Source organism: Actinoplanes sp. NPDC049681, from assembly GCF_044465265.1.
Classification (GTDB): domain Bacteria; phylum Actinomycetota; class Actinomycetes; order Mycobacteriales; family Micromonosporaceae; genus Actinoplanes.
Map to the genome: position 1 here is coordinate 53,621 of NZ_JBITLP010000006.1, position 24,572 is coordinate 78,192.

At 72.3% G+C, this 24,572-nt stretch carries 24 protein-coding genes; 8 read left to right on the top strand and 16 right to left on the bottom strand.

Going from position 1 to position 24,572, the window contains the following annotated elements; translation table 11 throughout:
- Positions 1-8: 8 nt before the first annotated feature.
- Positions 9-860 carry a helix-turn-helix transcriptional regulator gene (locus ACIBO8_RS22030; protein ID WP_396117170.1) on the bottom strand — a complete coding sequence of 284 codons (852 nt, stop codon included), beginning with the start codon at positions 858-860 and terminating at the stop codon, positions 9-11.
- Positions 861-946: 86 nt separating this feature from the next.
- Here ACIBO8_RS22030 and ACIBO8_RS22035 point away from each other — a divergent pair, with 86 nt between their 5' ends.
- The gene (locus tag ACIBO8_RS22035) at positions 947-1,726 is read left to right on the top strand and encodes an SDR family NAD(P)-dependent oxidoreductase (protein WP_396117171.1); all 780 of its coding nucleotides are present in this window, start codon (positions 947-949) and stop codon (positions 1,724-1,726) included.
- A 6-nt stretch (positions 1,727-1,732) separates the two neighbouring features.
- On the opposite strand, the gene ACIBO8_RS22040 is transcribed toward ACIBO8_RS22035, so the two are convergent.
- From ACIBO8_RS22040 to dxs, 6 genes are all read right to left on the bottom strand, one after another.
- Entirely contained in the window at positions 1,733-2,932 is a 1,200-nt protein-coding gene (locus ACIBO8_RS22040; protein ID WP_396117725.1) for a sensor histidine kinase, read from the bottom strand.
- A 26-nt stretch (positions 2,933-2,958) separates the two neighbouring features.
- Positions 2,959-3,648: a response regulator transcription factor gene (locus tag ACIBO8_RS22045; protein ID WP_396117172.1), complete on the bottom strand. Its 690-nt coding sequence runs from the start codon at positions 3,646-3,648 to the stop codon at positions 2,959-2,961.
- Between the two features lie 86 nt (positions 3,649-3,734).
- Complete coding sequence (locus tag ACIBO8_RS22050; RefSeq protein ID WP_396117173.1) at positions 3,735-5,060, bottom strand: hypothetical protein; 1,326 nt, start codon at positions 5,058-5,060, stop codon at positions 3,735-3,737.
- Between the two features lie 48 nt (positions 5,061-5,108).
- Entirely contained in the window at positions 5,109-6,446 is a 1,338-nt protein-coding gene (locus ACIBO8_RS22055; RefSeq protein WP_396117174.1) for a PQQ-binding-like beta-propeller repeat protein, read from the bottom strand.
- A gap of 2 nt (positions 6,447-6,448) precedes the next feature.
- A complete protein-coding gene (locus tag ACIBO8_RS22060) occupies positions 6,449-7,768 on the bottom strand; it encodes a PQQ-binding-like beta-propeller repeat protein (RefSeq protein ID WP_396117175.1) in 1,320 nt (439 codons plus the stop codon).
- Positions 7,769-7,812: 44 nt separating this feature from the next.
- The gene (dxs, locus tag ACIBO8_RS22065; protein WP_396117176.1) at positions 7,813-9,732 is read right to left on the bottom strand and encodes a 1-deoxy-D-xylulose-5-phosphate synthase; all 1,920 of its coding nucleotides are present in this window, start codon (positions 9,730-9,732) and stop codon (positions 7,813-7,815) included.
- 126 nt (positions 9,733-9,858) lie between these two features.
- Here dxs and ACIBO8_RS22070 point away from each other — a divergent pair, with 126 nt between their 5' ends.
- Entirely contained in the window at positions 9,859-11,262 is a 1,404-nt protein-coding gene (locus tag ACIBO8_RS22070; protein WP_396117177.1) for a cation:dicarboxylate symporter family transporter, read from the top strand.
- On the opposite strand, the gene ACIBO8_RS22075 is transcribed toward ACIBO8_RS22070, so the two are convergent.
- On the bottom strand, positions 11,192-12,442 hold the full coding sequence (locus ACIBO8_RS22075) for a class I SAM-dependent RNA methyltransferase (protein ID WP_396117178.1): 1,251 nt from the start codon (positions 12,440-12,442) through the stop codon (positions 11,192-11,194). The two genes, ACIBO8_RS22070 and ACIBO8_RS22075, sit on opposite strands and share 71 nt — an antisense overlap.
- Positions 12,439-14,511 (bottom strand): APC family permease, encoded by a 2,073-nt coding sequence (locus ACIBO8_RS22080; protein WP_396117179.1) that lies wholly within the window; start codon positions 14,509-14,511, stop codon positions 12,439-12,441. Before ACIBO8_RS22080 ends, ACIBO8_RS22075 begins: the two co-directional genes overlap by 4 nt.
- A gap of 113 nt (positions 14,512-14,624) precedes the next feature.
- On the opposite strand from ACIBO8_RS22080, the gene ACIBO8_RS22085 reads away from it, so the two are divergent.
- Together ACIBO8_RS22085 and ACIBO8_RS22090 are read left to right on the top strand one after the other, a co-directional pair.
- Entirely contained in the window at positions 14,625-15,290 is a 666-nt protein-coding gene (locus ACIBO8_RS22085; protein WP_396117180.1) for a potassium channel family protein, read from the top strand.
- A complete protein-coding gene (locus ACIBO8_RS22090; protein ID WP_396117181.1) occupies positions 15,290-15,964 on the top strand; it encodes a potassium channel family protein in 675 nt (224 codons plus the stop codon). Before ACIBO8_RS22085 ends, ACIBO8_RS22090 begins: the two co-directional genes overlap by 1 nt.
- Before the next feature lie 6 nt (positions 15,965-15,970).
- On the opposite strand, the gene ACIBO8_RS22095 is transcribed toward ACIBO8_RS22090, so the two are convergent.
- The 4 genes from ACIBO8_RS22095 to dut form a co-directional block, all read right to left on the bottom strand.
- Positions 15,971-16,732: a DUF3159 domain-containing protein gene (locus tag ACIBO8_RS22095; RefSeq protein ID WP_396117182.1), complete on the bottom strand. Its 762-nt coding sequence runs from the start codon at positions 16,730-16,732 to the stop codon at positions 15,971-15,973.
- Positions 16,729-17,106 (bottom strand): OB-fold nucleic acid binding domain-containing protein, encoded by a 378-nt coding sequence (locus tag ACIBO8_RS22100; RefSeq protein WP_396117183.1) that lies wholly within the window; start codon positions 17,104-17,106, stop codon positions 16,729-16,731. The genes ACIBO8_RS22095 and ACIBO8_RS22100 overlap by 4 nt, the downstream gene beginning before the upstream one ends.
- Positions 17,107-17,249: 143 nt before the next feature.
- The gene (locus ACIBO8_RS22105; RefSeq protein WP_396117184.1) at positions 17,250-17,969 is read right to left on the bottom strand and encodes a DUF3710 domain-containing protein; all 720 of its coding nucleotides are present in this window, start codon (positions 17,967-17,969) and stop codon (positions 17,250-17,252) included.
- Between the two features lie 20 nt (positions 17,970-17,989).
- Entirely contained in the window at positions 17,990-18,499 is a 510-nt protein-coding gene (gene dut / locus ACIBO8_RS22110) for a dUTP diphosphatase (RefSeq protein WP_396117185.1), read from the bottom strand.
- 43 nt (positions 18,500-18,542) lie between these two features.
- On the opposite strand from dut, the gene ACIBO8_RS22115 reads away from it, so the two are divergent.
- Positions 18,543-19,025, top strand: a complete 483-nt coding sequence (locus ACIBO8_RS22115) for a DUF3093 domain-containing protein (RefSeq protein ID WP_396117186.1) — start codon at positions 18,543-18,545, stop codon at positions 19,023-19,025.
- On the opposite strand, the gene ACIBO8_RS22120 is transcribed toward ACIBO8_RS22115, so the two are convergent.
- On the bottom strand, positions 19,012-19,782 hold the full coding sequence (locus tag ACIBO8_RS22120) for a hypothetical protein (RefSeq protein ID WP_396117726.1): 771 nt from the start codon (positions 19,780-19,782) through the stop codon (positions 19,012-19,014). The two genes, ACIBO8_RS22115 and ACIBO8_RS22120, sit on opposite strands and share 14 nt — an antisense overlap.
- A 178-nt stretch (positions 19,783-19,960) precedes the next feature.
- On the bottom strand, positions 19,961-20,257 hold the full coding sequence (locus tag ACIBO8_RS22125; RefSeq protein WP_023561654.1) for a DUF4193 domain-containing protein: 297 nt from the start codon (positions 20,255-20,257) through the stop codon (positions 19,961-19,963).
- 388 nt (positions 20,258-20,645) lie between these two features.
- Here ACIBO8_RS22125 and ACIBO8_RS22130 point away from each other — a divergent pair, with 388 nt between their 5' ends.
- The gene (locus tag ACIBO8_RS22130; protein ID WP_396117187.1) at positions 20,646-21,185 is read left to right on the top strand and encodes a LytR C-terminal domain-containing protein; all 540 of its coding nucleotides are present in this window, start codon (positions 20,646-20,648) and stop codon (positions 21,183-21,185) included.
- Positions 21,186-21,201: 16 nt separating this feature from the next.
- On the opposite strand, the gene ACIBO8_RS22135 is transcribed toward ACIBO8_RS22130, so the two are convergent.
- The gene (locus tag ACIBO8_RS22135) at positions 21,202-22,020 is read right to left on the bottom strand and encodes an inositol monophosphatase family protein (protein WP_396117188.1); all 819 of its coding nucleotides are present in this window, start codon (positions 22,018-22,020) and stop codon (positions 21,202-21,204) included.
- Between the two features lie 254 nt (positions 22,021-22,274).
- Between ACIBO8_RS22135 and ACIBO8_RS22140 the strand changes: the two genes are divergently transcribed.
- Positions 22,275-23,849: an RNA polymerase sigma factor gene (locus tag ACIBO8_RS22140; RefSeq protein WP_396117189.1), complete on the top strand. Its 1,575-nt coding sequence runs from the start codon at positions 22,275-22,277 to the stop codon at positions 23,847-23,849.
- A 440-nt stretch (positions 23,850-24,289) separates the two neighbouring features.
- The gene (locus tag ACIBO8_RS22145; RefSeq protein ID WP_396117727.1) at positions 24,290-24,529 is read left to right on the top strand and encodes a hypothetical protein; all 240 of its coding nucleotides are present in this window, start codon (positions 24,290-24,292) and stop codon (positions 24,527-24,529) included.
- Positions 24,530-24,572 lie beyond the last annotated feature (43 nt).

A 24,572-nucleotide genomic window follows, 5' to 3' on the forward strand; every position in this document is an offset into this window, starting at 1 on the left:
TCCGCCGGTCAGCCCGGAACGTCCAGGAGCTGGGTGCCGACGACCGAGAGCAGCCGCAGCGCCTCCTCGGACGGTGAGCCGGGCGTCGCCGTGTAGATCACGACCCGCTGGTCGCGGTCGGCGATGTCCAGCGCGTCGCAGTTGACGGTGACGGGTCCGACCAGCGGATGGTCGAAGGTCTTGATCAGGGCCGGCGTGACCGCCACCTCGTGCGCCGACCACAGCCGGGTGAACTCCGCGCTGCCGGCGAGCAGCTCTCGGATCAGCTCGGCGGTCTCCGGGTCGCCCGGGTAGCGGGCCGCGGTGGCGCGCAGGTTGTGCGCGACGCTGCGCGCGAAGTGGTCGGTGTCCGAGACACCCCACAGCCGGCGGCCGGCCCGGTGCGGATCCAGGAAGACGCGACGCGCCAGGTTGCGGTCGCGCCGCGGCAGAGCGGAGAAGTCCTCCATCAGGGCGGTCGCGAGGGTGTTCCAGGCGATGACCTCGTAGCTGGCGGAGGTGACGAACGCGGCGGCCTGCGGCAGGCGTTCCAGCAGGTCCAGGATGCTCCGGCGGACCTCGCGGGAGGGCCCCGGCGGCGGTCCGGGCGTCACCCCGGCCAGGTGGTGCAGATGGTCACGCTCGGCGTCGGTCAGCCGCAGCGCCCGGGAGAGCCCGGACAGCACCTCCCGCGACGGGTGCGGCCCGCGGGCCTGCTCCAGCCGCGTGTAGTACTCCGTCGAGATGTACGCCAGCTGAGCCACCTCCTCGCGCCGCAGCCCCGGGGTACGCCGCCGCACGCCGGCCGGCAGACCCACCTCGGCCGGGCGGAGTCGTTCGCGTCTGCTGCGCAGGAAGGCGGCCAGTTCCGCTCGGTTCACGCCCCCAGTCTCCGCACGATCCGGCCGCCCGGCCAGGTACAACCGGTCCCTGGATAAGGTCCCGGACCGCGAACAGGCTCGTCGGCATGACACATTCGACGACTTTTCCGAGCCTGCTCGGCGGCAAGGTGGCGTTCATCTCCGGCGCGGGGCGAGGCATCGGTGCCGCCGCCGCCCGGCTGTTCGCCCGCGAGGGGGCACGGGTCGTGCTGGCTGCCCGTACGGAGGCCCAGCTGCGCGCGGTGACCGAGGACGTCCGCGCCGCCGGCGGCACCGCCGACTATGTGCTCTGCGACCTGGCCGACGCGGACAGCGTGCGTGCCGCCGTGGATCGCGTCGTCGAGCTGCACGGCCGGCTCGACGTGGCCTTCAACAACGCCGGGACGTTCGTGCCGCCCGGGCCGCTGGACCAGGTCGCCCTGGGGGACTTCGACCACGTGTACGCGGTCAACCTCCGCGGACCGTGGCTCTCCATGGTGGCCGAGGTGGCCGCCATCCGGGCCACCGCCGGAACGGGCGCCATCGTGAACAACTCCAGCATCGGCAGCCTGCGGGGCAATCCGGCGCTGCCCGCGTACGCGGCGATGAAGCGTGCGGTCAACAGCCTCACGGAGTCGGCAGCTGTCACGTACGGGCCGGAGGGCATCCGGGTCAACGCGATCGCCCCGGGCCACACCCGGACGGAGATGATCGACGTCTGGCAGGCGGCCTCGCCCGGCGTGGTGGAACGGCTGAAGGCTCTGACCCCGCTGCGCCGCGGCGCCGACCCGGACGAGATCGCCCAGGCCGCGGCGTGGCTCCTCAGCGACCGGGCATCGTTCGTCACCGGCGCGGTGCTCCCCGTCGACGGCGGTGCCCGTGCCTGACCCGGCTCAGCTCGGGGCTATGCCGAGGCCCTTGGTGCGGCGGACGGTGGCCGACGCCGCCACCACCGGCGTCGTGTCGGCGGCCGGCAGACTCACCGTGACCTCCAGGCCGCCTCCGGGCTGCGCGACCGCGGACACCGTGCCGCCGTGCGCGTCGCAGACCGCCCGGACGATGGAGAGTCCCAGGCCGGAGCCGCGGGAGCCGGTACGCTCCCACCCGCCGCGCCGGAACGGCTCGAACAGCCCCGGCACGTCCGCCGGATCCACCTCGTAGCCGGTGTTCCCGACCACCAGCCGGGCCTGCCCGTCCACGTTGTCGGTACGCAGCCAGAGCTTGCCCATCAGGTGGTTGTAGCGGATCGCGTTCTCGATCAGGTTGCCCGCCAGCCGGTCCAGCAGGCTCGGGTCGCCCACCACGTTCGCCGCCTGCAGGTCCGTCGTCACGTCGAGCTTCATCCGCTCGGCCTCGGCCTTCACCGCCGACAGCGCGTTGTAGACGCTCGTGGCGAGGTCGGCGGGGACCTTACGGACCAGCCGGCGGCCGGACTGGGCCTCGCTGCGTGCCAGCACGAGCAGCGCGTCGACCAGGCCGTTGGCGCGTTCGGAGGCGTTGCGGACGACCTTGGCCATGCGGCGGTACTCGGCGACGTCGGCCTCGTCGTCGCTGAGGGTCACGTCGATCTCCGTACGCATCACCGCCAGCGGCGTCCGCAGCTCGTGGGAAGCGTTCGCCACGAACCGTTTCTGCGACTCGAAGGCGCCGGCCAGGCGGTCCAGCATGGCGTCGAACGTCCGGGCGAGCTCGGCCACCTCGTCGTCCGCGCCGGAGTAGCGGATGCGCTGGTCGAGCGTCTCCTCGCCGAGCCGGCGTGCGGTCGCCGTGACGTGGTGCAGCGGGCGCAGGGCCCGGCCGGCCACCGCGTACGCCCCCGCGATGCCGATGATGCCGATGGCGAAGAGGGCCACCAGGCCCTTGACCAGGAGCTCCCGCGAGGCGTTCCGGACCAGGGCGGTCTGCCAGGTGAGGGCGTCGAGGCGGCTGCCGTCGTCCAGCACCACCTGGGTGCCGGGCTGCAGTTTGTCCGAGGGGTGCAGCGCGTCACCGACCAGCAGCCAGGCGAGCAGCACGAGGATCGCGCCGGCGCCGACGAGCAGGATGCCGTTGAGAAGCGTGAGCCGCAGCCGGAGGGTGGGCCGCAGCCGCATCTGCTCCCGGCGGCTGGCGTAGACGGTCACGCGGGGCCGCCGGGTGTGACGACGACGGGTTCGGGAACCCGGTAGCCGGCGCCCACCACCGTCTCGATCAGCGGCGGGTCGCCGACCTTCTTCCGCAAGGTCATGACGGTGACCCGCACGGTCGTGGTGAACGGGTCGGTGTTGGCGTCCCAGACGCGCTCGAGCAGTTCCTCGCTGGAGACGACGCCGCCGCGGGCCTTGAGCAGCTCCTCGAGGACCCCGAACTCCTTGTTGGTGAGGTCGATCGGCGCACCGCCGCGGGTCACGACCCGGCGCGTCTGGTCGAGCACGAGGTTGCCGACGGTGAGCACCGGTGGCGCGGCCGGGGTCGCCCGCCGGCCGAGGGCCTGCACCCGGGCCACCAGCTCGTCGAAGGCGAACGGCTTGGGCAGGTAGTCGTCGGCGCCGAGCTGGAGCCCCTCGACGCGGTCGGCGACCGTGCCGCTGGCGGTGAGCATCAGGACCCGGGTCAGCGCGCCGGACTCGACCAGCGCCGCGCAGATCTCGTCGCCGTGCATGCCGGGCAGGTCCCGGTCCAGCACGACGACGTCGTAGCGGGTCACGTACGCCATCTCGTGGCCGGTCAGGCCGTCGTACGCGACGTCGACCGCCATCCCCTTGCGCCGCAGTCCCCGCGCGATCGCATCGCAGAGGTTCCGCTCGTCTTCCACCACCAGCACGCGCACCCGCGGGTCCTCCGGAATCGTTTCTGTCCGCCGCCCAGCTTCGACGCTGCCACGTTAAGCGGCTGTGAGTGCAGGCTACCTCTATGTCACGACTCGGTAAGAGGCCAGATCGCGACGGACGCGTCGATGCCCCGGCAGACCAGAACCCCCGTCGCGGCCTGGCAGTCCCCCGAGACTCGGGAGGCCCGGCCCAGCACCCGTACGGCCAGCGTGCGCGGGTCGAGCAAGGCGTACCAGACCACGTCGTCGCCGATCCGCTGGCGCAGGCCGACGACCGTACCGTCGGCGCGGACCTGGCCGACCGACCGCCACATCCCGAAGTCGCCGTGCAGCTCGCCGGTCCGCGGGTCGACCACGGCGAGCGGATATCGGGCTTCCAGGCCTTCCCGGCCGGTGACCAGCAGCAGGCCGCCGACGTCGACGGCGGAGGTCCAGCGCGTGCTGGACCAGCGGAAGGCGCCGGTGAGCGGGTCGATGACCTGGACGCCGCCGCGGTAGCCGAAGAGACAGACGGCGCCCGCGCACCCCGGTTGGACCCAGCGCCCGGAGAGGTCGAGCGAGCTGGTCCAGCGCTTGCCGAGGTCGGTGAGGGCGTACGCGGTCACCCCGCCGAACCCGCCGAGCAGGACGATGTCCCCGGCCGCCCAGACGGTGATCCCGCGCCGCGACCAGCTCGGCGGCGCGGGTACGTCGGCCGTGGCCGTGATCCGTCCGCTCACCGTGTCGCGAACCTCGAGGTGCCCGTCGACGGTGGCGGTGACGAGCCGGGACGGGAAGCCGTCCGCGTCGTTCCCGGCCTCGGTCGTGTAGCCGAGCACCGGCTGGCGGAGGATCCACCGGTTGCGCCCGGTGGCGAGGTCGACGCCGTACCAGTTGAGCTTGCCGAACTGGGGGCTGTTCTCGCGCAGCAGCACGACGCCGTCGGCCGGGGACACGCTGAGCAGCCGGGCGGGCACCCGCCACAGCGCGTGATCGGTGCCGGCCGCCACGGCGACGGTGGCCTCGGCGCCCACGGTGTCGACCTGGTACGACACCAGCACAGTGTTCCCGGCGGAGGTCACGTCGAAGACCGCACCGGTGACCGCGGCCGTCGTCCGCGAGAGCAGCGCACCCCCGGGAAGCGCGTACGTGCTGATGACCCGGCTCTGCACGGACGTCGTCGGCTGGGTGGGCGGGGCGTCCACCACGTACAGGCGGTCCCGCTCGACGAACATGGAGTCGCCCAGCCGGGCCGGCACGACCATCGGCCGCACCGGTTCCGCCCGCGGGACCGAGCCGGTCACCAGCGCGAGCAGCACCACCGCGGCGACGCAGAGGGCAGCCCGGTACGGGTGCGGTGACGCCCGGGCGGGCACGGGCGCCGGCTGCTCCTCGTGGCGCAGCTCGCCCAGGTCGATGACCACGTCACCCACGTGGTCATTGTCCGCCGGGAACCATTTTGCGGCGACCGCACACCACGCTCACCCCAGGTGGCGATAGATCCCGACACCGCCGGGTACGCGACAGGCCACGGCCGCGGTGTCAGCCCGGCATTCCCCGGTCGTCTGCGGGATCCGGCCGAGCGGCTGGACCGCCGTCGCCCCGGGCCGCAGGATTCCCGTCACCGTGCTGCTCGTGGCGGCCTCGAACCGCGTCAGCAGATACGCGTCCGCGCGCGGCGAGCTCGTATACGTCATCCAGTACCGCAGGTCGGTGATCGTGCGCCCGGTGCCCCGGTCGGCGATCCGCAGCGGGCGGCTCGAGTTCCGGCTTTCCAGCACCGCGCCCGCGCCGAGCGCGGCCAGGTCGTTGCCCGGCGCCGCCCGCCACAGCGGTGCACCGGTCCGCGGGTCCAGCAGGGCGAGGTCCGTGCGGCTGTTGGCGCAGGGCAGCCCGGCACAGGTGACCGAGCTGCCCTGCGTGTCCGGCTCGTCCCGCTGCCAGAGCAGGTCGAGCGTGTCCTGCGCGTACGCGGCGACCCGGCCGCCCTCGGCGAAATCGCCGTAGTGGACCAGCAACACGTCGCCGATGGGCTCGAACCATGCCGGTGCGCGCCCGCCGATCCGCGGAACCGTTTGCTCGCGGACGACCGCGCCGGTCGAGCCGGACCGCAAGGTGAGGTGGTCGGCGGACAGCACCGCCACCATCTCGTGTTCCGGTCCGAGCCACTGCGCCGAGACCGAGCCGGGCATCACCGCCGACCACAGCCGGCGTCCGGTGGTCATGTCGACGGCGGACAGGGACGTGCTGAGCGCCGGCTCGGTGTGCAGGATGTCGCTGGTGGAGCCGTACAGCCGGCCGGGTTCGCCGGATTCGGGGTCGTACTCGGTGCCGGGCCGGAACCGTTCCTCCTGGACCAGCCCGGTGTCGCCGCCGAGGCGCTGCACGAGGTGGGGCGTCCGCCAGCGCTGCTGCCCGGTGCCCGCGTCGAGGACGGTCGTCGCCCGCCCGGTCCGGACCATCACCAGGCCGGCCGAGGCGTCTGTGATGAAGTAGGGCTGCTCCTGGTTGCCCGGCGGCCCGGGGACACTCCACAGCTCGCGGACCGGGTCCGTCGTCAGCGCCCGGATCCGGGGCGGGGCGCTGCCGTAGTCGACGGTGTAGAGGCGGCCGCCGAAGAGCTGGAAGTCGCCGGACTCGGGCAGCGGCACGACGCCGGTGCGCCGCCAGATCAGCGACGAGGCGGGCGCCGATCCACCGAGGGCCAGCAGGAGGAGCACGGCGAGCAGGAGACCGGCGCGGCGGTAGACGTACGCGGGTGGCGGGGTGGCCGCTGCGGGCGGAGCCGGGGTCTCGGGGCTCAGCTCGATCAGCGCCACGTCTATCCCTTCCGCTCGTACGCCCGGACCACGAGTTCGCCCGCCGTCGAGCGGCAGACCAGCCGGCCCGGTGCCGCCTGGCAGTCGCCGGTGCCGGCGGGCAGGTCGGACAGCAGCTCCGGTCGCGCATCGCCGGGGGCGGCGACGGCGACCATGGTACGGCCACCCACGCCGACGGGCCGCGTCACGAGCAGGTGGTCCCCGCCCGAACCGGGCACCAGCCGCCAGCCGTGGAGGTCGGCGAGGACCCGGCCGGTGCCGGGGTCGATGATGCCGACCGGGTCGTTGTCGCCGGCGGGCGTACCGAAGGCGACGACCAGGCCGCCGCGCTGTTCGACGCTGCGCCAGGCGGGCCGGAACCAGGCGGGGCTGCCGTCGGCGGGGTCTACGGCCCGGACCCCGTCGGGGCCGGCGAGGCACGCGAACCGCCCGCAGGTGGTGATGCCGAAGGCGAACCCGGCCGCCCGGGTCCAGCGGTGCTTCAGGGTCACCGGGTCGAAGGCGGACACCACGCGGCCGGTCAGCGTGGGGTGCCGCAGCAGCAGGAGACCGCCGGATACGACGGGGTTGTCCGGCCCGTAGTCGGCGGCCGGCAGCTTCCCGGTGGCCAGGAGGGCACCGGTGGCCAGGTCGTGCACCGCCGCGGTGCGGTTGTCGTGCACGAGCAGCATCCGCGGCGCGACGTCGCCGGACCTGGGCACTCCGAGCAGCACCGCGGTCGACGGTACGGGCACCTGCCACCCGGTCCGTCCGGTCGCCGGGTCGACCGCCGCCACCGTCCCCTGCACCCGGCGGCCCGGGCCGGCGAAGCTGCGCACGCCGGAGACGGCGAGCAGGGTGGACGAGCCGGCCACGGTGACGACGCTGCCGGCGCGCCGCCACAGGACGGAACCGTTGGTCAGCGAGACGGCGGTGGTGCCGGGATCGATCCGGACCGTTCCCGAGTACGGCCGCAGCAGCACGAGCCCGCCCCCGGTGCGCAGCCGGTACGTGGGCGCCTCCGAGCCGGCCTGCCACCGCATCCGACCGTCGCGGAGGTCGTACGAGAGGAGCGTGCCGAGGCTCTGCACCAGCAGGTCGCCGGCGTCGGTCAGCGCGTACGGGTCCGCCGGCCCGACCCGCACGGTGATCAGCGACGACAGGGCCGGCCGGGGTGGGGCGGCGGACGCGGCGGAGCCGAGCAGCACGAGCAGCGCGACGAGCACGGGCGGGAACCAGCGCGGCACGGTGGAGTGGGCCGGCGAGGCGTACTCGTCGGGTTCACCCCGGTCCAGGCCGAGGTCGATGACTACCGTCGCGCCGCCGAACGTCTCCGCCGCCATACCCCCAAAGGTAACGGCTTAATAACGAAAACGCGCGGCGAGCGTCAGGAGGCGGATTCGCGGACGGCCGCCGGATCCTCCAGCTGCGACACCCACTCGGTGACGTCACGCGCGATGTCCTGGGCGGTCAGGCCCAGGGAGGCGAGGATCTCGGCCCGGGTGCCGTGCGGGTGGAAGCCGACCGGCACGCCGAGGTCCCGCAGCGGCACGTCGACGCCGGCGTCCCGCAGCGTGCTCGCCACGGCCTCGCCGACCCCGCCGGCCCGCACGCCGTCCTCCAGCGTCACCACGAGGCGGTGGCCGCCGGCCAGGCCCACGAGCTCGATCGGCACCGGGCGCACCCAGCGCGGGTCGACGACCGTCACGCCGTACCCCTGCTCCGCGATCCGTTCGGCGACCTCCATGCCGAGCTTGGCGAAGGCACCCACGGCGACCAGGAGCACGTCCTTGCGGTCCTGCTCGCGGAGCACGTCGACCGGGCCGACCCGGCGCAGCGCCGGGAGGTCCGCGGCGACCGAGCCGGTCGGGAAACGCACGATGGTCGGGCCGTCGTCCACCGCGACCGCCTCGCGCAGCTCCTCGCGCAGCGTCGCGGCGTCCCGGGGCGCGGCGATGCGCAGACCCGGCACGACGCCGAAGACGCTCATGTCCCAGATGCCGTAGTGGCTGGGACCGTCCGGGCCGGTGATGCCCGCCCGGTCGAGCACGAAGGTGACCGGCAGCTCGTGCATCGCCACGTCCAGCAGGACCTGGTCGAAGGCGCGGTTGAGGAAGGTCGCGTACACCGCCACCACGGGGTGCAGGCCGCCCATGGCGAGGCCGGCCGCGGAGGTGGCCGCGTGCTGCTCGGCGATACCGACGTCGTACGCCCGCTCCGGGTACTTCCTCGCCAGCGCGGCGATGCCGGTGGGCTCGGCCATCGCGGCGGTGATGCCGACGATGTCGGGCCGCTCGTCGGCGATGGCCACCAGCTCCTCGGCGAAGACGTTCGTCCACTTCACCGACGGCTTGGCGGTCAGCGCACCGGTCTGCGGGTCGAAGGCGCCCGGGCCGTGCAGGCAGTCGGCCTCGTCGTCCTCGGCGGGCCGGTAGCCGTAGCCCTTGCGGGTCACCGCGTGCACGATGACCGGCGCGTTGAAGCCCTTCGCGCGGCGCAGCGCTGACTCCATGGCCTGGGTGTCGTGCCCGTCGACGGGGCCGATGTACTTGATGCCGAGGTCCTCGAACATCGGCTGCGGGCTGACCGCGTCCTTGATGCCCTTCTTGACCGCGTGCAGCACCTCGTACGCCGGCTTGCCCACCACCGGCGTCGACCCGAGGGCGTTCTTGACCAGGTCGAGCACCCGCTCGTAGCCGGGGTTGAGGCGCAGCGTGGAGAGGTGGTCCGCGAGCCCGCCGATCGTCGGCGCGTACGACCGGCCGTTGTCGTTGACGACGATGACCAGCTTGTTCCTGGCGGCGGCGATGTTGTTGAGCGCCTCCCAGCACATGCCGCCGGTCAGCGCGCCGTCGCCCACGACCGCCACCACGTGCCGGTCCTCGCCGCGCAGCGTGAACGCCTTGGAGATGCCGTCCGCGTACGACAGGGCGGTGGAGGCGTGCGAGTTCTCGATGAGGTCGTGCTCGCTCTCGGCGCGGCTGGGGTAGCCGGTGAGGCCACCGCGCTGCCGGAGCAGGTCGAACCCGTCCTGGCGGCCGGTCACGATCTTGTGCACGTACGCCTGGTGCCCGGTGTCGAACAGGATCTTGTCGCGTGGCGAGTCGAACACCCGGTGCAGCGCCAGGGTGGTCTCCACCACGCCGAGGTTGGGTCCGAGGTGGCCGCCCGTGCGGGACACCTTGGCGACCAGGAAGTCGCGGATCTCGGCGGCGAGCAGGGTGAGCTGCTCGGCGCTCAACCGCTTGAGGTCGCCGGGCGTCTCGATGGTGCCGAGGATGCCGGCCTGATCACTGCGCTCGCTCATGAGGCGTCAGTCTATCGGCGTACGGCACGCACGCACGCGGCGCGATCGATTACTGCGACGTCCTGCACAGAACCTGCACAATCGCCTGGTCGTGACTCAGATCACAAGGTGCGGTAGGAAGGACGCATGACCGTCGATGCGCCCCCGGCCCGCCGCGACCGCAGTCACCTGCTCTACATCGCCGTGCTCGTGGCGATGGCCCTCGGCATCGCCGTCGGCTTCCTCTTCCCCGACGTCGGCAAGGAGCTGCGCCCGCTCGGGACCGGCTTCGTCGCGCTGATCAAGATGATGATCTCGCCGATCATCTTCTGCACGATCGTGCTGGGTGTGGGCTCGGTCCGCCGCGCCGCCCAGGTCGGCCGGGTCGGCGGCCTGGCGCTGCTCTACTTCCTCGTCATGTCGACCGTCGCGCTGACGATCGGCCTGGTGGTCGGCAACATCCTGCATCCCGGCTCCGGGCTGCACCTGAGCGCCGAGCTGGCCCGGACCGGCCAGGCGCAGGTGAGCGGAGAGGCGGAATCGGGCGTCGACTTCGTGCTCGGCATCATCCCGGACAGCCTGCTGAGCGCCCTGACCAGCGGCGAGGTGCTGCAGGCCCTGCTGGTCGCGCTGCTCGTCGGCTTCGCCGTGCAGGCGATGGGCGACCGCGGCGAGCCGGTGATCCGGGCGATCGGCGTCATCCAACGACTGGTGTTCAAGATCCTCGCCATGATCATGTGGCTGGCGCCGATCGGCGCGTTCGGCGCCATGGCGGCGGTGGTCGGCGCGACCGGGTTCGACGCCCTCAAGAGCCTCGCCGGCATCATGATGGGCTTCTACACCACCTGCGTACTGTTCGTCTTCGTCGTGCTCGGCCTGCTGCTGCGCCTCGTCGCCCAGATATCGATCTTCAAGCTGCTGCGCTACCTGGCCCGCGAGTTCCTGCTCATCCTGTCCACCTCGTCGTCCGAGTCGGCGCTGCCGCGGCTGATCGCCAAGATGGGGCACCTCGGGGTGAGCCGCCCGGTGGTCGGCATCGTCGTGCCGACCGGCTACTCGTTCAACCTCGACGGCACGGCGATCTACCTCACGATGGCATCGCTGTTCATCGCCGACGCGCTCGACAAGCCGCTCTCCGTGGGCCAGCAGATCGGGCTGCTGGCGTTCATGATCATCGCCTCCAAGGGCGCGGCCGGCGTGACCGGGGCGGGGCTCGCGACGCTCGCCGGCGGCCTGCAAAGCCACCGCCCCGACCTGGTGCCCGGCGTGGGCCTGATCGTCGGCATCGACCGCCTGATGTCCGAGGCGCGGGCGCTGACCAACTTCGCCGGCAACGCCGTCGCCACCGTGCTGATCGGCACCTGGACCGGCGAGTTCGACCGCGAACAGGCTCGCGCCGTGCTCTCCGGCGAGGCCCCGTTCGACGAGACCAGCTACGACGACGAGCCGCACGACGCCACCAAGGTGCCGGAGGCGCCTCTCAGCGATCGGGAACCAGCAGAGCCACGCACTCCACGTGCTGAGTCATCGGAAAGCAGTCGTACGCCCTGAGCGCCGCCACCCGCCAGCCGAGCCCGGTGAACGTCTTGACGTCCCGGGCCAGGGCCGCGGGATCGCACGCCACGTAGGCCACCGCCCGGGGTGCCGCCGCGGCGACCGCCCGGACCACCTTCGCCCCGGCGCCGGCACGCGGCGGATCGAGCACCACGAGGTCGACCGGACCGGCGATCCGGCGGCGGGCCAGCGCGACGTCGACCTTCGCCGCGACCACCTCGGCTTTCACGTCGGCCAGGTTGCGCCGGGCCGCCGCCACTCCCGCCGGGGACGACTCGACCACCGTGGTGCGCCCCCCGGTCCGCTCCGCGAGGGCGGCGGCGAACAGGCCGGCGCCGCCGTAGAGGTCCCACGACGACTCGCCCGGACGGGGGTCGAGCAGCTCCAGCACCGCCGCGACGAGGGTGTCCGCGGCGGCCGGGTGGATCTGCCAGAAGCCCTCGGCCGGCACGTCCCACTCCCGGCCGGCGGCCCGCTCCCGTACGTGCGCCGAGCCCTCGAGCAGGGCGCGGTCACCGCCGTGCGCCTCGTCCAGCAGATCCGCGGGCGCCGAGGCCTCGCGGGCGAACACCGTCACGTCGCCGCCGGTCGACGCGACCGCCTCGATCGCCGAGACGTCCGGCCAGCTGCGCGCGGTCACGTCGAGCTCCTGCAACGCCGGGTGGGCGATGCGGCAGCGGTCGATCGGCACCACCTCGTGCGAGCGGTGCTTGAGCAGGCCGGGACGGTCGGCGGCGTCCACCGCGTACCGGATCCGGGTGCGCCAGCCGAGGAGGCCACCGGGCAGGGGTTCCACCCGTACGCCGAGGGTGTCCGTCAGCCCGCCCATGCGCATCAGCAGCTCGCGCACGACGGCCGTCTTCCACTCCAGCTGTGCTGCCGGCGCCACATGCTGGAGGTCGCAACCCCCACACGCGTCGGGCCGGGCGTACGGGCACGGCGGCGTGACCCGATCCGGCGAGGCCTCCTGCACGCTCACCGCGTCCGCGCGCAGGTATCCCTTGTGCAGTTCGGTGATCTCGGCCGTCACCCGCTCCCCCGGCAGCGCGTGCCGGACGAAGACGACATGGCCGTGCTCGCCGCCGATCCGCGCCACGCAGTGGCCGCCGTGCGCGGGCGCGCCCACGGTGACCTCGACCCGGTCCCCTTCGACGAGATCGTGCTCCGCGAGGCTCACCGGGACTCGTCCGGCCCGGCCGCCGAAGCCGCCGTCCGGTCGTCCGCCCCGGACGCCGGCACCGCGGCGGCCATGTCGGTGCGGCGCGTGCGGGGGCCGCGGGCCGGCGCGCGGCTCAGGTTCTCGTCGAGCCGGTCCAGGTCCCGGTCCTGGCTGGAGCGCAGCTGCCACGGCACGCTGGTCACCATCACGCCCGGCTCGAAGAGCAGCCGGCCCTTGATCCGCAGCGCGCTCTGGTTGTGCAGCAGGTTCTCCCACCAGCGGCCCACGACGTACTCCGGCACGAAGACCGTGACCACGTCGCGCGGCGAGCCCCGGCGGACGCTCTTCACGAAGTCGATGATCGGCCGGGTGATCTCCCGGTACGGCGATTCCACCACGGTCAGCGACACCGGGATCTGCCGCCGCTCCCACTCCGCCTGGATCTTGCGGGTGTCCTTGTCGTCCACGTTGACCGTCACCGCCGTCAGCGTGTCCGGCCGGGTCGCCTGCGCGTACGCCACCGCCCGCAGCGTCGGCAGGTGCACCTTGCTGACCAGCACCACGGCGTGGTTGCGCGACGGCAGCACCGGGCGTTCCTCGGTGGGCTGCAGCTCCGCCGCCACCCGGTCGTAGTGCTTGCGGATGCTCAGCATGAGCACGTAGATCACCACCATCCCGGCGATCGCGATCCACGCGCCCAGCAGGAACTTGGTGACCAGTACGACGATCAGCACCGCACCGGTCATCGCCATGCCGACGGTGTTGATCCCCCGGGAGCGGTACATCTGCCGGCGCTTCGTGGGATCTCGCTGCGTCCCCAGCATCCGGTTCCAGTGCCTGATCATCCCGGCCTGGGAGAGCGTGAACGACACGAAGACGCCCACGATGTAGAGCTGGATCAGCCGGGTGACCTCGGCGTCGAACGCCATGATCAGGACCATCGCGGCGACGGCCAGGAAGATGATGCCGTTGCTGAAGGCCAGCCGGTCGCCGCGGGTGTGCAGCTGACGCGGCAGGTAGCGGTCCTGCGCCAGGATCGAGCCGAGCACCGGGAAGCCGTTGAAGGCGGTGTTCGCGGCCAGGAAGAGGATGAGGGCGGTGACCGCGCCGACCAGGTACAGCAGGATCGAGCCGCTGCCGAACACCGTCTCGCCCAGCTGGGTGGTGACCGTCTTCTGGACGTAGTTCACCGGCCCGCCGACGATCTGCGAGGGGTCCTCGACGTACTGCAGGTGGGTCGCGCGGGCCAGCAGCACGATGCCGACCAGCATCATGATCGCGATGCCGCCGAGCATCAGCAGGGTGGTGGCGGCGTTCTTGCTCTTCGGCGGCTTGAAGGCGGGCACGCCGTTGGAGATGGCCTCCACACCGGTCAGCGCCGCGCAGCCGGACGAGAAGGTCCGCAGCAGCAGGAAGACGAACGCGAAGCTGGTCAGGTGGCTCTCCTCGGCCTTGATGACCAGGTCGGCGCTGGGCGCGTGCAGGTCCTGGCCGAGGACGAAGACCCGGACCATGCCGGTGATGATCATGCCGAGGATGACGACGATGAACGCGTACGTCGGGATGGCGAACGCCGTGCCGGACTCCCGCAGCCCCCGCAGGTTGAGGGAGGTGAGCAGGGCCACGGCCGCCAGCGCGATGCCGATCTTGTGCTCGGCGACGAACGGCACGACCGAACCGAGGTTGTTCACGCCGGCGCTGACCGACACCGCCACCGTGAGGATGTAGTCGACCAGCAGGGCGCTGGCCACGGCCACGCCGAAGCGCGGGCCCAGGTTGACCGTCGCCACCTCGTAGTCGCCGCCGCCCGACGGGTAGGCGTGCACGTTCTGCCGGTAGCTCGCCACCACGGTGATCATCACCACCGCCACGGCGAGCGTGATCCAGGGCGAGTAGACGAACGCACTCGCTCCGGCGATGGAGAGGGTCAGCAGGACTTCATCGGGCGCATAGGCGACGCTGGACAGCGCGTCGGAGGCGAACACGGGCAGCGCGATCCGCTTCGGCAGCAGCGTGTGCTGCAGCTTGTCGGAGCGGAAGGGCCGGCCGAGCAGCAGGCGCTTGGCTAAGGACGTCGAACTCGCCACAAGGGCCAAGCGTACGGCTGTCCGCGCCACGCCGTCTTCCGCCCCGGCCAGCGCCCGCCGCGCGGGCATGGCACGCTCTGCTGAGTACGCAACCAGTGGGAAGGCGCAAAACGGTGCACGTGGTGATCATGGGCTGCGGGCGGCTCGGCTCGACGCTGGCCCACAAGCTCGATGCCCGCGGCCACTCGGTCGCGATCATCGACCAGAATTCGGACGCCTTCCGCCGGCTCGGTGCCGAGTTCAGCGGCCTCACGGTCACCGGCATCGGCTTCGACCGGGACGTGCTGCGCCAGGCCGGCATCGAGCGGGCGGACGCCTTCGCGGCGGTCTCCAGCGGCGACAACTCCAACATCATCTCGGCGCGCCTGGCGCGGGAGACGTACGGCGTCTCCCGGGTGGTCGCCCGCATCTACGACGCCCGCCGCGCGCTGGTGTACGAGCGCCTCGGCATCCCGACCGTGGCGACGATCCGCTGGGCGGCCGACCGGATGGTCCGCCACCTGGTGCCCGAGGGAACGATCGAGGTGTTCCGCGACCCGACGAGCGCCGTGTCGATCGTCGAGGCGCCGCTGCACCGCGAGTGGGTGGGCCGCACGATCAAGGCGCTGGAGGAGGCCACCGGCGCCCGCGTCGCCTACCTGATGCGCTTCGGCATCGGCTCGCTGGCCACGCCGTCGACCGTCCTGCAGGACGGCGACCAGGTCTTCATGCTGGTCACCGACGACATCGTCGATCAGGTGCTCGCGGCGGCCGCGACCACCGAGGTGGGGGGTCACTGATGAGGATCGCCATCGCGGGCGCCGGCAACGTCGGCCGCTCCATCGCGCAGGAGCTCATCGGCAACGGTCACCAGGTCATGCTGATCGAGCGTCAGCCCCGCCAGCTGCGTCCCGAGCGGGTGCCGGAGGCCGAGTGGGTGCTGGCGGACGCGTGCGAGGTCAGCAGCCTCGAGGAGGCCGACGTGGCGGGCTGCGACGTCGTCGTGGCGGCCACCGGTGACGACAAGGCCAACCTGGTCGTCTCCTTGCTCGCCAAGACCGAGTTCGCGGTCGGCCGGGTGGTCGCCCGGGTCAACCGCGCCGAGAACGAGTGGCTGTTCACCGAACAGTGGGGCGTCGACGTCGCGGTGAGCAAGCCGCGCCTCATGGCCGCCCTGGTCGAGGAGGCGGTCACCGTCGGCGACCTGGTCCGGATCATGACCTTCCGGCAGGGCGAGGCCAACCTGGTCGAGATCACGCTGCCCGGCACGGCCCCGTACGTGGGTCAGCCGGTGCGCTCGGTCCCGCTGCCCCGGGACGCGGCGCTGGTGGCCGTCCTGCGGGGCAAGCGCGTGCTGGTGCCGACCCCGGACGACCCGCTGGAGGCCGGGGACGAGCTGATCTTCGTCTGCACGACGGAGGTGGAGGACGCGGTCCGGGCCGTGGTGCTCGGCAAGACCGGCGAGCTCGGCTGACGGCTCTCAGGCCGCCTCTGCCGCTTCGGCGGCCTGGGCCGCCGTCACCCGGTGCACGGCCCAGGCGGTGTACGCGAACGTCGCGGCGTAGATGGGCCAGCTGATGAGGACGCGCACGATGCCGATCGCGTTGGCCTCGTCGGCGAGGTAGAGCCAGCCCTGCACGCCCGCGCGGACGAAGAGGGAGGCGGCCCAGACCAGGGTCAGCCACTGGAACGTACGGAACAGCCGCTGGTTGCTGAACCAGTCGTGCTTCCCGCCGTTGGCCAGCACGCCCCACACGTACCCGATGATCGGCCTGCGGACGGCGACCGACGCGATGAGCAGGACCACCTGTCCCAGCGTCAGCAGGATGCCGGGCAGGTAGAAATTCTTGGCGTCGCCGGTACGCCACGCCAGGAAGGCGCCGACCGCGATGCCGAAGATGCCGTTGACCGCGTGCCGGACCGGCTGCTTGCGGCTCAGCCTGTACGCGCCGATCGCCAGCGCCGAGCCCACGCTGCCGCCGATCGCCCAGTAGAGCGCGGTCTTCTTGGGCAGGTCCAGGACGGCGTCCCCGAGCAGCACGTTGAGCACCACGAACACGAGCACCGGCAGGCTGGACTCGATGAGCCCGCGGACCCCGCCCAGCTGCTCGGCGATCTGCTCGCTCATCGAGGGCAGCGGCTCCTCGACCGGATGCAGGTCGAGTTCCTCGACAACCTCCTCGGCGACCCGCTCCTCCACCGTTTCGTGCGCGGCGTGACGGGGCTCGCTGCCGGGTGTCACCGGGGCGCCTCCAGCTCGTAGTACGGGTTGTAGATGACCTTGCGATCGTCCCGGATCGCGATCCGGCCGCGCGCGGTGAGCTGACGCCCCGGTTCGATGCCGACGATCGAGCGGCGGCCCAGGAAGACGAGCGTGACCACGTCGCTGCCGTCGTAGAGGTCGGCCTCCAGCGTCGGCAGGTTGGTGCGGGGAGTGTACGCCACCGTCCGCAGCCGCCCCGACACGGAGACGACCTGGCCCCGGCGGCACTGTCCCGCCGGCATCGCGCCGCACTTGGCGCTGTCGCGCTGCAGCTCCTGGGCGTCGAGTTCCGCCTCGGAGGCGGTCAGCCGTTCGAAGAACCGGCGCAGGCCGGTGCGCTCATCGGTCGTCATGACCCTCGTGCCACCTCTGTCGGCAAGCCACGGATTCCCACCGGCGGGGGTACCGGCGGACGGCCCCAGTGTGGGCAGGGGCCGTTTCTCCACGGTACGCCGGAAGTGCCTCCGGTGACCTAGGTCACCGGAGGCGAATTCGATCACGTGCCGGCGTGACGCCCGTTGACGCCCGGCATCTGCTGGTTCGGGGCGACGTCCGGCGGCGTGGGGTCCTCGTGGTGGTGGGCGTGCTCCTCGGCCACCTCGGCCATCTCACGCGGCAGCCGCAACGGCAACGCCTCGCGCACCGGCCGCGCCTCGTTGTCCCGCACGACCACCAGGCCGCGCAGGCACTCCCCGAGCACCCCCTCCTGCGCCGGGTCGGCCGCGGCCAGCCCCTGGAACAGGGCGCGGACCATCCAGCGCGGCCCGTCCACGCCGACGAAGCGCACGTCGGCCGGGCCGTCGGGGGTGTTCACCCGGGCCGCCAGCTCCACGCCGTACGGGCCGTCCAGCTCGCGAGGCGCGGCGCCGTCGGCCTTCATGGCGCCGGCGATCTCCTCGCGCACCTCGTCCCAGATGCCCTCGGAGCGCGGCGCGGCGAAGACGCCCAGCTGCAGGGCGCTGTTGCCGTGCACCAGGACGATCTGCTCGACACCGCCGTCCGGGTTCGCCTGCACCCGCACCTCGACCCCCTCGACCGCGGGGATCAGCAGGCTGCCGAGGTCGAGGCGCTGGACTCCCTCCGGCGCCTGCGCGCTGTCCCAGGGACCGAACTCGGGCGCCGGCGGCAGGTCACCCATGCTCTGGGCGAGGGCCGCCGTCTGGGGCGCGTCGTCCGGGCGTACGTGCCGCGGGCCTCCGCGCTTGCGGGAGAACATCTGCTTGCCACCTTCCCGATCTAGAGCTTCTGCTGCGCCAGGGCGCCGTGGCCGCCGGTCGAACCGTGGCCGCCGGTGCCGCGCGCGCTGTCGTCGAGCTCGTCGACGACGTGGAACACGGCCCGTTCGACCCGCTGGACGACGAGCTGGGCGATGCGGTCCCCCCGGGAGATCTTGACGGTGTTCTCCCGGTCGTGGTTGATGAGATTCACCAGGATCTCGCCGCGGTAACCAGCGTCGACCGTACCGGGGGCGTTGAGGACCGTCACACCCAGGCGAGCGGCCAGCCCCGAGCGCGGGTGCACCAGCCCCACGTAGCCCTCCGGCAGGGCGACGGCGACACCGGTCGGCACGCACTTCCACGCCCCGGGGGCGAGCTCCACGGTCTCGGCCGCGTACAGGTCGGCACCGGCGTCGCCGGGGTGCGCGTACGACGGCAGCGGCAGGCCGGGATCGAGGAGACGGACCTGGATGTCCACGGGCGGAAAGTCCTCACGTCGAAGCGGATCGGGCGGCACCCACCCTGCCATCCTGCCGTCGCCGGGGACGGAGGCGCGCCGTACCCTCACCAGCGTGACATCCGAGCCCTCCGCACGCACGGCCCGGCCCGCCGCGTACGCCGAGCGGCTGCGCGCCCCGTGGTGGATGTGGCCCGCCACGGTGGCCGTCGCCGCCCTGCTCGCGGCCGAGATCTGGATGGGCAGCGGCGGGCTGCGCGCATGGATGCCCTTCGCCGTCCTGCTGCCGTTGTCGGCGCTGGTGCCGTGGCGGCTGGGCCGCCTCCGGGTGGCCGTCACGGCGACGGAGTTCCAGGTCGACGACGCCCGGCTGCCGGTCGCGGTGATCTCGGACGTGGTGGCGCTGGACGCCGACGGCAAGCGCGAGGTGCTGGGCGTCGGCTCGCACCCGCTGGCCTTCGTGGTGCAGCGGCCGTGGATCAAGGGTGCGGTGCAGGTGGTCCTGGACGACCCGGCGGACCCGACCCCGTTCTGGGTGGTCAGCACCCGGCACCCGGTCGAGCTGGCGACCGCGCTGCTGGCGGCTAAGCAGGATTGATCGGGCGCCGCTTGCGCAGGTCCTTGACGAGCTTCTCGCCGAGCGAGCGGGTGGCCCGGCGGTTCAGGTAGCTGGCCACGGCCGCGCCGGTCAGCAGCGGTCCCATCGTGGTCAGGTTGCGCCCGAAGCGGCGCAGCAGCGTCTTCTGCAGCTCCTGGCGCGCCGCCGTGCCCAGCACGGTGGCGACCCCGACGCCGGGGACCAGGGGGTTCACGCCGCGCTGGCCGGACCAGGCCTGCACCAGCGCCACTGCCTTCTGCCCGGTGGAACCGGCCACGGGCTGGGCGTACACCTCGTGCAGCTCGCCGATCAGCTTGAGCTCGACGGCGACCACGGCGACCGTCTCGGCGGCCAGCAGCACCGGCGCGGAGAGCAGGGTCGGAGCGGCGACCCACTCGAGCGAGGCCACACCGCCGCCGGCCGCGCCGACCCCGGCGGTGGTCCGGGCGGCGTTGCGGATGAGACGCTCGGCGAGCTCGTCGCCGTCGAGACCGTCGAAGTGGCGGCGCAGCGTGGCCAGATCACGGACCGGTACGTGCGGAGCGACGTCGGCGACCACGTCGGCCATCCAGCGCATCGCCGCGCGCGGGCGGAACAGCTGGCCGAGGCCCCGCCGGCGCACCTCGCCGACCAGCCGGCCGAGCAGATGACGGCGCTTGTCCGGGGCCAGGTCGTCGGCGGTCAGCGCGGCCACGGTGGCACCGATCTCGGCGTCCTCCGCGACCTGCTCCGGCGTCCCTGCCGGGTCGACCTTCATGAGCTCACGCCCCGGCTCTGCGGTCGGTGCCGAGTTCTCTTCTGGGCGGCTCATGGTGGTCGACCTCCCCGTCACGTCTGCCGTCGAAGACCCTTTACCCAGTGAAACAGGCGGGCACACGGGTCACACGGCGCCCGGCCGTCGACGACGGCCGGGTGGTCCTGCTGCGGGGGCGCCGTCAGGCGCACTCGCGGCAGATCAGTTCCCCGTTGCGCTCGACCGCCAGCTGGCTGCGGTGATGCACGAGGAAACAGCGGGCGCAGCGGAACTCGTCGGTCTGCATGGGCAGCACCTTGACGGTCAGTTCCTCGTCGGCCAGGTCCGCACCGGGGAGCTCGAAGCTCTCCGCCACCTCGACCTCGTCGACGTCCACTGCGCCCGACTGCGAGTCGGCGCGGCGGGCCTTGAGCTCCTCGAGGCTGTCCTCGCCGAGGTCGACCTCATCGCGACGCGGAGCGTCGTAGTCGGTGGCCATCGGTTTTCACTCTCCTGTATCGATGTGTCACTTGGCGTAAGTAACGCCGGCGACGACGTTTCGGTTCCCGTTGCGACGGACTTTTCTCCCCGGCCCGAACAGCAGGGAACGACCATCCGCCGAGGCGCCCCCATCCCCTCGTGAAACTGCCCCGGCAGACGCGGCACCTTACCGCCCTGGTGCGACGCTTGTACGTCCATGGGCGGCCAATTGTTCCCGATGTGACTGAGGCGACATCAAGGTAGGGGCCCGACGGCGTGGATCATCGTCGGCGCGCCGGAAACATTCCCTCTTTCCGCGCGCCCGACGGCCAGACGCTAACCTCACCGGCAGACCCTTACGCCACGCGGCCACCGGCCTGCCCGCCTGACCCGGGAGTACCCCACCCATGAGCTTTGCGCGCGTCCGAGCGCTCGTCGTGGTCGGCGTACTCGCCGTCGCCGCCGTGGTCTTCGTCGTCGTGGCGCTGGTGCGCGACACCCAGGGCGGCGCGGTGGCCGGCGGCGGGTGCCCCGACGGCTCGGTCATGGCGAACGTGACGCTGCCCGACGACCCGCAGCAGGTGACCGTCAAGGTCTACAACGGCACCGACCAGCCCGGCCTCGCCGACAACGTCACCAACGAGTTCAAGAACCGGCGCTTCCAGACCCAGAAGCCGGCCGAGAACAACAAGAAGGTCGACGGCGTCGCGGTCATGCGGTACGGCCCCGACGCGGTCGGCGCGGCGTGGCTGCTGCGGGCGTACTTCCTGAACCAGGCCGACCCGCAGTACAACCCCAAGCGCAAGGGCGCCGTGGTCGACGTCGTCATCGGCAGCCAGTTCCAGCAGCTCGCCACCACGACCGAGGTCAACCAGTCGCTCGTGGAGCTGGGCGAGCCGCAGGTCCCGCCGGGCGCCTGCCCCGCACCGGACAAGAAGGACTCCTGACAGTGCCCCGGGGCCGTCAGGGTCCGCCGGCTGCGTCGAGCTCGACGAGGACGTCATGAAGCGCGGGGAAGATCGCCGGTGGCGCGGCCACGAGCATGTCCTTGCCGGCCGCGCGACCGTCGAGTCCGGACACCCGCAGACCGGCCTCGGCGGCGACGAGGCCGCCCGCCGCGTGGTCCCAGGCGTTGAGCCCCTTCTCGAAGTAGGCGTCCAGGCTGCCCTCCGCCGCCATGCACAGGTCCAGGGCGGCGGAGCCGAAGCGGCGGATGTCGCGTACCCGGGTGATCAGGCCGGCCAGCACGGCACCCTGGTGGGCCCGGCGCTCCGGGTCGTAACCGAACCCGGTGCCGACGAGCGCCTGGTCCAGCGTCGTCCGCGCCGACCCGCCGAGCCGCCGGCTGCCGCGCCACGCGCCACCGCCGCGGGTCGCCGTCCACTCGTCTCCGGTCGCCGCGTTGCGGACCACGCCGGCGACCACGGTGCCGTTCACCTCGGCCGCGAGGGACACCGCGTACTGCGGGAGGCCGTAGAGGTAGTTCACCGTGCCGTCGATCGGGTCGAGGATCCAGCGGACCCCGCCGGTGGTCGCGGTGCTGTCGCCGTACTCCTCGCCGAGCACGCCGTCGCCCGGCCGCTCGCGCCGCAGCGCCTCGACCACCTGCCGTTCGACGGCCTTGTCGGCCGCCGTGACCACATCGGTGTCGGTGCTCTTCGTCTGCACGTCCGTGATCGCCTCGGTGCGCATGCGGCGAGCCGTGTCAGCGGCCTCCCGCGCGATCCGTACGGCGATCGCCAGCAACTCGTCCGGCGTCGGCTCCCCGGCGTTCTCAGCCACTCCACACGCCCCTTTCAGCCGCTACTATTCTCCCGCCCGGCAGCTGACAGTAGGTCGGCGACCCCCCGCGGCGTGCTGCGGCGGGAGGATCTCGCTGGACGGCGCTACAATTCACCCCTGCCCACGCTTCACGGACACCGCCTGCAAGCCCCGTCCGGGTCACGAGGGCTCCCACACCACACCGGCCAGCCTCGTTTCGCCGCGTGCTGCGCTGGGCCCATGGCCGTGTTTCATCGCCCTCCGGAAGGTCATTCGTGACAGAAGCCCACCAGACCGGTGCCGACGTTCGCTCTCTCACCGAGGCCCTGATCGCCCACGCGCAGGGTGCGGGTGGGCAGATCACGTCGGCCGAGGTCGTGCAGACGGTCGAGTCCGCCGAGGTGACACCGGCCCAGGCCAAGAAGATCCTCCGCGCCCTCGTGGACGCGGGCGTCACGGTCGTCGTGGACGGCTCGGCGAGCACCCGCCGCCGGGTGGCCGCCGCCCGGGCCGCTACCCCGGCCTCGAAGGCCACCACCGCCAAGGCGACCCGCGCCCCGGCCAAGAAGGCCGCCCCGGCGCCCAAGCAGGCGACCGACGGCGAGGCCGGTGACCCCGCCGAGGCTCCCGCCAAGAAGGCGGCGGCGGCCAAGAAGGCCGCCCCGGCGAAGAAGGCCGCGGCCGGCCCGGCCAAGGCCGCCAAGGCCACGAAGGCGGCGGCCCCCGGCGAGGGTGAGCCCGAGGTCGCCGAGGACATCGACCCCGAGGAGCTCGCCGCCGACCTCGAGGACGTCGTCGTGGAGGAGCCGGCCGCCATGGTGCAGGCCGCCGCCAGCGACGCCGCCAGCTCGGCCACCGACGGCGACTTCGAGTGGGACGACGAGGAGTCGGAGGCGCTCAAGCAGGCCCGCCGCGACGCGGAGCTGACCGCGTCCGCCGACTCCGTCCGTGCCTACCTGAAGCAGATCGGCAAGGTCCCCCTGCTGAACGCGGAGCAGGAGGTCGAGCTCGCCAAGCGCATCGAGGCGGGGCTGTACGCGGCCGAGCGCCTGCGCGCCTGCGAGGAGGGCGAGGAGAAGCTCGACCGCAACTTCGAGCGCGACCTGCGCTGGATCGGCCGTGACGGCGAGCGCGCCAAGAACCACCTCCTCGAGGCCAACCTGCGCCTCGTGGTGTCGCTCGCGAAGCGCTACACCGGCCGCGGCATGGCGTTCCTCGACCTCATCCAGGAAGGCAACCTCGGCCTGATCCGCGCGGTCGAGAAGTTCGACTACACCAAGGGCTACAAGTTCTCCACGTACGCCACCTGGTGGATCCGCCAGGCCATCACCCGCGCCATGGCCGACCAGGCCCGCACCATCCGCATCCCGGTGCACATGGTCGAGGTCATCAACAAGCTGGGCCGCATCCAGCGCGAACTCCTCCAGGACCTGGGCCGCGAGCCCACCCCGGAGGAGCTGGCCAAGGAAATGGACATCACCCCGGAGAAGGTGCTGGAGATCCAGCAGTACGCCCGGGAGCCCATCTCGCTGGACCAGACCATCGGCGACGAGGGCGACAGCCAGCTGGGTGACTTCATCGAGGACTCCGAGGCCGTCGTCGCGGTCGACGCGGTGTCGTTCTCGCTGCTGCAGGACCAGCTCCAGCAGGTGCTGCAGACCCTCTCCGAGCGCGAGGCGGGCGTCGTCCGGCTCCGTTTCGGCCTGACCGACGGCCAGCCGCGCACGCTGGACGAGATCGGCCAGGTGTACGGGGTGACCCGCGAGCGCATCCGGCAGATCGAGTCGAAGACGATGTCGAAGCTGCGCCACCCGTCGCGGTCCCAGGTGCTCCGCGACTACCTCGACTGAGGCGTTCCCCGCTCCGCCGGGCTCACGGCCGCCGCTACCCGTACGGGTTGGCGACTCTGCGTGCGGGAGCCTGGCGGGCGGGGTCTACTCTGCCCGTGGGCGAGCGGTACGACGGCCGGGCGCTCCTCGCGCTTGCGCGTCCAAGATCAGTTGTCCGGAACTGGACACGGACAGTGTGATCAATACGGGACGACCGGCCATTCCGTCAACACTGCGTGCCCTTTTGGTCACCACCCGTACATCATCGGGTGGTGATCAGACCGTTGTGCAGAAGTGATCGTTGACGTGGCACCCTTGGGACACGGCACACTAGCCGGACCACGTGTGACTTGGGTCCCCCCAGGGCACTGTGGGAAGGCTGCAACGGCCGAGGGTGTTGCACGATGGGTGAGCAGTAGCCGAGGAACATGTTCATCGGTGACGACCAGAGGAGGAAGGCGATGACCCCGACTCTCACGCCGCCGGCGGGAAGCGTGGCCGGACCAGCAGCCGATGAACGGTGCGACCGCTGCAATGCAGCCGGGAAGCTCCGTTTGACCCTGGCTGGTGGCAGCGAGCTGGTGTTCTGCGGACACCACGCCAACCGGTACGCCGAGGACCTGGTGAAGATCGCGGTGCAGTACGCGGCCGACCCCGAGTTCACGTGGCGCGGCGCGGAAATGATGTCTAACTCCAACTAACCCCCAGATAGACAGCGAAGGGCGCCCCCGGTGTGTGGGGCGC